Raw genomic sequence first — 206 nt, 5'->3', positions numbered from 1 at the left:
AGGCTCCGTATTCTCTGCGTAGTCAGCCTCAGGTCATGGGTGCAGTATTGGATCAAATTGAGCATGCCTCGGGTATTCTGGTACGCGAAGCTAATGGTGTTACCGACAACCCACTGGTGTTCAGTGAGGAGCAGGATATTATTTCCGGCGGTAACTTCCACGCCGAACCGGTTGCTATGGCGGCGGATATTCTGGCTATTGCGGCT

General features: G+C 52.9%; 1 protein-coding gene. It reads left to right on the top strand.

The genetic code is table 11. The features are described from left to right. Window positions 1-206: aromatic amino acid lyase (locus B3180_RS06420; protein WP_286843612.1), on the top strand; the 206-nt coding region annotated here is incomplete at both ends.

The sequence above is a fragment of the Idiomarina sp. UBA4206 genome (assembly GCF_002383015.1).
Lineage (GTDB): Bacteria > Pseudomonadota > Gammaproteobacteria > Enterobacterales > Alteromonadaceae > Idiomarina > Idiomarina abyssalis.
This window is presented reverse-complemented; position numbering and strand designations above follow the sequence as displayed.